The organism is Prevotella rectalis, assembly GCF_900607215.1.
Lineage (GTDB): Bacteria > Bacteroidota > Bacteroidia > Bacteroidales > Bacteroidaceae > Prevotella > Prevotella brunnea.
The window spans coordinates 1,224,216-1,230,181 of sequence record NZ_LR027820.1 but is presented as its reverse complement, the minus strand read 5'-3'; the positions used below and the strand labels follow the sequence as shown (position 1 = coordinate 1,230,181).

The following is a 5,966-nucleotide window of genomic DNA, read 5'->3' as shown; positions in this document are numbered from 1 at the left end:
GACAAGAGAATTATGTCGATACAAAAGAAATTGAACGAAAGACCGAGAGAAAAATTAAACTTTTCTACTCCAAAGTGTGAATTCTTCAAATACGTTTTATAATTTTGCACTTGCTGGTTGACTCTGCGACTTGCATCATGAAAAATCGGATTGGGATTTTCCATTCGATAATTTTGCTGTTTTCAAAGTTTTGCAGTATCTTTGCAAACACTTTATGGCTCCGTAGCTTAGCTGAATAGAGCGCAGGATTCCGGTTCCTGAGGTCTTGGGTTTGAATCCCAACGGAGTCACCAACAAGAGACTTTACCATTATGTGGAGGTCTCTTTTTTTTGTTAATGAAATTTGTTCAAACGCAAAATCCATATTCGCGATTGGTTGATAAACGGTAACTCCAAGTTTAGCCCTGCGCGGCATTCGAATAATGCCTCTGCGGACGATATTAATATCACGAAAATCCATCGACAAGAACCTCTTTTTTGGATAGATTGTAATGTGTTGATAATAAAATGCTTACGATGTGCTTTTCAAAAGCTTAGCTTTTGCACTCTAAACGCTTAGCTTTTGCGAGCCAAAAGCTAAGCGTTTGTAAGGTAAAAGCTCATCAATGAACAACCGAACACAAAATTAAGAGAACCGAAAGGATTGCCCGCATTGTTTTTCTCCAAAAATAAATCCAATAAGTTTTTGATATGCATAAAGTTTTTTTTAACTTTGCAACTAATAGAAATAACTAAAATTCCCAAGATATGATGGAAATAGCAGAAAGATTTATAAATTATACGAAGTTCGACACACAGTCTGCCGACGAGTCGGAAACAGTACCCAGCACCGCGAAACAATTGATTTTTGCGAAATACCTGAAGGAAGAACTCGAAAGAGAAGGCTTTAAGGAAATAGAGATGGACGAGATGGGGTATATCTACGCCACGTTGCCCGCTACCACCAAGAAGGAAGTTCCCACCATTGGGTTTATTGCTCACTACGACACGGCACTGGATGCCAGTGGGGCAAATATCAAGGCACGCATCGTGAACAACTATTCGGGTGGCGATATACAGTTGAATGAAAACATGGTCTCATCGCCGAAAATGTTTCCGGAACTATTGGAACATAAGGGCGAAGACCTTATCGTTACCGATGGTACCACACTGCTCGGTGCCGACGACAAAGCGGGTATTGCCGAGATTGTACAAGCCATGTGCTATCTGCGCGACCATCCGGAAATTGAACATGGAAAAATCCGCATGGGCTTCAATCCTGATGAGGAAATCGGTATGGGAGCGCACCACTTCGATGTGGAGAAATTCGGTTGCGAATGGGCGTACACGATGGATGGTGGCGACCTCGGACAATTGGAATACGAGAATTTCAATGCCGCCGGCGCGAAAGTGCTCATCCATGGTGTAAGTGTACATACCGGTTACGCAAAGGGCAAGATGGTGAATGCAAGCCGTTTGGCTGTGGAGTTCAATCAGATGTTGCCACAGGACGAGATACCGGAAACTACTGAGGGGTACGAGGGATTCTACCATCTGCTCGGTATTGAAAGCCGTTGTGAGGAAGCCAAGCTCAACTACATCATCCGCGACCACGACAGAGAAAAGTTTGAGAATCGTAAAAAGGTGATGGAAGAGTGCGTTCGGAAGATGAACGAGAAATACGGTGAAGGTACGGTGGAGATAAAGCTGAATGATCAGTATTACAACATGAAGGAAAAGATAGATCCGAACATCCACGTCATCGACCTTGTGGTAAAAGCGATGGAGCAAGCAGGCGTAACTCCGCTTGTACAGCCCATTCGTGGCGGTACGGATGGCGCGCAACTCAGTTTCAAGGGACTGCCATGCCCGAACATCTTCGCGGGAGGCGTAAACTTCCACGGACCTTACGAGTTTGTTTCCATTCAGGTAATGGAAAAGGCAATGCAAGTTATTATAAACATCAGCAGGCTGACTGCCGAATATAACGACTAATCCCCTGTTTCGATACCCGTTGCTCAATTTCTGCCGAAAAGTTGTTAAAGGGGCAATGGGTATCGATACTTTTTTGCAAATCATCGTATTTATCTAATGGTAAGCCGGCACGTAGTAAATCTTCCCACCTTTCGGGATGGAGTAAGAACGATTCAAAGCTTTTGTATATGTCAGAACTTCCCGACCTTGTAAAGGATCTTGCACTCATCCTCGTCGTTGCCGGATTTGTAACGATTGTATTCAGGAAACTTAACCAGCCGTTGGTATTGGGATATATCGTCGCGGGCTTTCTCGTCTCGCCTCACATGCCCTATCTGATGCAGGTGATAGATAAAAGCGACATACAAATCTGGGCAGACATTGGTGTTATCTTCCTGCTTTTCTCGCTCGGACTCGACTTCTCTGTCAAGAAGATACTGAAGATGGGAGCATCGCCCATCATTGCCGCCTGCACCATTATTCTCTGTATGATGGTGCTCGGTATTGGCGCAGGCTACTTCTTTGGATGGAAAAAGATAGATTGCATCTTCCTTGGCGGCATGCTCTCCATGAGTTCCACCACCATTATATATAAGGCGTTTTCCGATATGGGACTCTCGCAGCAAGGATTTGCCGCATCGGTGATGAGTGTGCTCATTCTTGAGGATATCCTTGCCATCGTGATGATGGTGATGCTGAGTGCGGTGGCAGAAGGAACGAATCCTGCCGGCGGGCAGATATTGATTAGCTTGATGCGCATTGGCTTTTTTCTCATTCTCTGGTTTGTCATCGGTCTTTTTGCCATTCCCATATTCTTGCGTGCAGTTCGCCAATATTTAAACAACGAAACCCTACTCATTGTGGCATTGGGCTTCTGCTGTCTGATGGCGGTGGTGTCCACTCAAGTGGGATTTAGTGCCGCTTTTGGAGCGTTCGTTATGGGCAGCATCCTTGCCGAGACCATAGAAGCAGATAAGATTATCAAACTTGTGGAACCGGTGAAGAATCTGTTTGGAGCCATCTTTTTCGTATCCGTGGGCATGTTGGTCGATCCGGTTGTTCTCGTGAAATACGCCCTACCCATAGTCTTGCTTGTACTTACCATCTTGTTCGGTCAGGCTGTTTTTGGTACGATGGGCTTCATGTTGGGAGGTCAGTCGTTGAAAAATGCCATGCGTTGCGGTTTTTCCATGGCGCAAATCGGTGAGTTCGCTTTCATCATCGCCTCTTTGGGATTGTCGTTGGGCGTGATTAGCGATTTTCTTTATCCGGTTGTAGTTGCGGTTTCGGTGATCACAACATTCCTCACACCTTACATGATCCGTGGTGCCGAGCCGTGCTACAACCTTTTGCTTCATCGTCTTCCCAAGCGATGGGTAAGGCGTTTGGCACATATTTCCGATAATACTTCCGAGCCATTGGCGAACGACAGTCAATGGAAGAGCCTTATACGTGCGATGGTGGTCAATACGTTGATTTACGGGATTTTATCCGCGGCAACCATTACGCTGATGTTCTCGTTGGCATTGCCATTTTTTCGCCGATTGTCAATCGGTATTACGGGAACACATTGGGCGGGGAACGTGGTTTGCGGATTGCTCACCATGTTGCTGATTTCGCCTTTCCTGCGCGCCATCGTGATGAAGAAAAACCATTCGGAGGAGTTCAAGACTTTGTGGACTGTCAATCGAATCAATCGCCTTCCACTTGTTTTTACCGTCTTGGCACGCATGATTATCGCGTTGGCATTCATTTTTTACATCTGCAACTTTCTCACGCGCTTCAAGAATGCAATCCTCATTGTCATTGCCATCGCCTTTCTTATTCTCATGATTCTCTCGCGAAGTCTGAAGAAACGAAGTATTACGCTGGAACGTCTGTTTGTGCAAAATCTGCGCAGTAGAGAGATAGAAGCTCAGGTAAAAGGTCGCCGTCGTCCGCTCTTTGAGGGGCATTTGCTCGATCGCAACATTCACATCGGTAGCTTTGATGTGCCGGAAGATTCGACATGGGCGGGAAAACCACTTCAAAAGCTCCAGCTGCGCAATCGCTTTGGTGTGCATGTGAGCAGTTTGTTGCGTGGTTCTCATCGCTTGAATATTCCGGGAGGCAATACCATTCTGTTCCCCGGAGATAAGATACAGGCGATTGGAAACGATGAGCAGCTTGCCTCCCTCTCTGTTGCAATAGGACATGAGGTTCATCCTGAGGAAACCGACATAGAGAAGCGGGAAATGGTGTTGCGACAACTCACTTTATCTGCCAAGAGCCCTTTCATTGGGAAAAGCTTGCGCGAGAGTGGCATTCGCGACCAATACAACTGTATGGTGGTCGGCGTGGACGAAGGGCAGCGACATCTTACGCTCATTAGTCCCGACAGGGCACTGCAAGTTGGTGATATGCTGTGGATAGTGGGAGAGAGGGAGAATTTGAAACGAGTGAAAGAAACGAATTAAGACCTATGTTTTTGAATTTATTGATTATCTTAGTGGGGATTGTTTTGGTGCTTTGGGGAGCCGACCGGCTTACGGATGGTGCCGTGGGAATAGCTGAACGAATGCACATTCCGGAAATCGTTGTTGGATTGACGATTGTCGCGGTGGGAACAAGTATGCCTGAATTTTGTGTTAGTTTGGTTTCTGCCATAAAAGACACACCCGATTTGGCTGTGGGAAACGTTGTCGGCTCGAATATCTTTAATGCCCTGTTGATAGTGGGAGTAGCGGCTCTGTCGGCTCCCATGACCATTCTCAAGACAACGGTGGGAAAGGACATACCGTTTGCGCTCGTGGCATCTGTCATCTTAATGATGATGTGTTTCGATGGTGAGATAGGACGATGGAATGCTGCCGTTCTCTTTGTGCTTTTTCTGATATTCATGTTCATGACATTGCGTGGAGCGCAGGTGAAGAAAAGCGAAATGGAGCATGACAGCGAACAGATGCAATCCGAAAGGAAAACAAAGGTCGCGATGTCGCCCCTTGTTTCTGTTGTGTGGATGATTGTAGGGTTGGCTGCTCTCATCGGAGGAAGTAATCTGTTCGTGGAAGGAGCTACGAAAGCTGCCGCCTCACTGGGCGTTTCGCAAGCAGTCATCGGACTGACCATTGTTGCCGGAGGAACGTCGCTTCCGGAATTGGCTACCAGCGTGGTGTCGGCTCGCAAGGGAAACAGTGGCATTGCCATTGGAAACGCTTTGGGTTCCAATGTGTTTAACATCCTTGCCGTTCTTGGGATGACGGGTCTTGTGGCTCCTATGCACATTCAGGGTATCACCCTGACCGACCTCTCTATGATGGTTGTTTCCATGATTTTAATCTGGTTCTTCTCGTTTACCAAATACACCATCGAGCGATGGGAGGGTTTTGTGCTCACTGCCGTTTTTATAGGGTATATGACTTTCTTGGTTATTCACGCGTAAATCTATCAAATACAAAGATAACCAAAAGGGCCGGATTCCAAGCGAGGAATCCGACCCTTTTGGTAACCTTTGTTTCTTGTGAATATAACGTGAGTTCGATGAATTATAAGTGTCTGTAAATTTGGTGATTAGCGAAAATTGTTGTAACTTTATGGTATTGATTTACAATGAGAAAGGAGAGCTTCTCAGTTTTATGATAACACCGGGAGATGTTGATGACCGTAAGCCTTTGGAGTACAAAACATTCATGCTACTTTGTAAGTTGTTGAAAACGAGTGATTTACAAAGGGTACTAAAAGTCTTTCAAAAAAGTACAATCTTTTTGCCAAAAAAGTATAATCTTTTTGCTCAAAAAGTATAATCTTTTTGCCTAAAAAGTACCATCGTTTTTAAAAGAAGCTAATATCATTGTATGAAAAAGGTTACAACTTATATTGAAAAAAGTAGTATCGTTCCTGTCAGTTGGTAGTGTCCTTAAAAGTGTGTAATTCATCTTTCCTTTCTCTGTACTTCCACTGTTATTTTATTCTTTTCTTTCCAGTTCTTGAATTGATATATTCTCCTTTCATATGTCGTCTTTGTTTCCTCCATC

3 protein-coding genes, 1 tRNA gene and 1 pseudogene are annotated in these 5,966 nt (G+C 45.1%); all 5 read left to right on the top strand.

Annotated elements, in window-relative coordinates; all coding sequences use genetic code 11:
• The first annotated feature begins 216 nt into the window (after positions 1–216).
• Positions 217–293, top strand: a tRNA-Arg gene (locus tag E0E16_RS06315).
• A gap of 457 nt (positions 294–750) precedes the next feature.
• Positions 751–1,974 (top strand): peptidase T, encoded by a 1,224-nt coding sequence (pepT, locus tag E0E16_RS06310; protein WP_130829760.1) that lies wholly within the window; start codon positions 751–753, stop codon positions 1,972–1,974.
• Positions 1,975–2,141: 167 nt separating this feature from the next.
• Positions 2,142–4,409 (top strand): cation:proton antiporter, encoded by a 2,268-nt coding sequence (locus E0E16_RS06305; protein WP_130829589.1) that lies wholly within the window; start codon positions 2,142–2,144, stop codon positions 4,407–4,409.
• Between the two features lie 5 nt (positions 4,410–4,414).
• Positions 4,415–5,374 (top strand): calcium/sodium antiporter, encoded by a 960-nt coding sequence (locus E0E16_RS06300; protein ID WP_130829588.1) that lies wholly within the window; start codon positions 4,415–4,417, stop codon positions 5,372–5,374.
• A 157-nt stretch (positions 5,375–5,531) separates the two neighbouring features.
• Positions 5,532–5,624, top strand: a pseudogene (locus E0E16_RS14970) (IS982 family transposase); the annotation flags it as partial.
• Positions 5,625–5,966 lie beyond the last annotated feature (342 nt).

Bases quoted from the DNA above. Each gene is read 5' to 3' on its own strand.
- E0E16_RS06305 (WP_130829589.1), top strand. From the start codon at position 2,142: ATGTCAGAACTTCCCGACCTTGTAAAGGATCTTGCACTCATCCTCGTC.
- E0E16_RS06300 (WP_130829588.1), top strand. From the start codon at position 4,415: ATGTTTTTGAATTTATTGATTATCTTAGTGGGGATTGTTTTGGTGCTT.
- pepT (WP_130829760.1), top strand. From the start codon at position 751: ATGGAAATAGCAGAAAGATTTATAAATTATACGAAGTTCGACACACAG.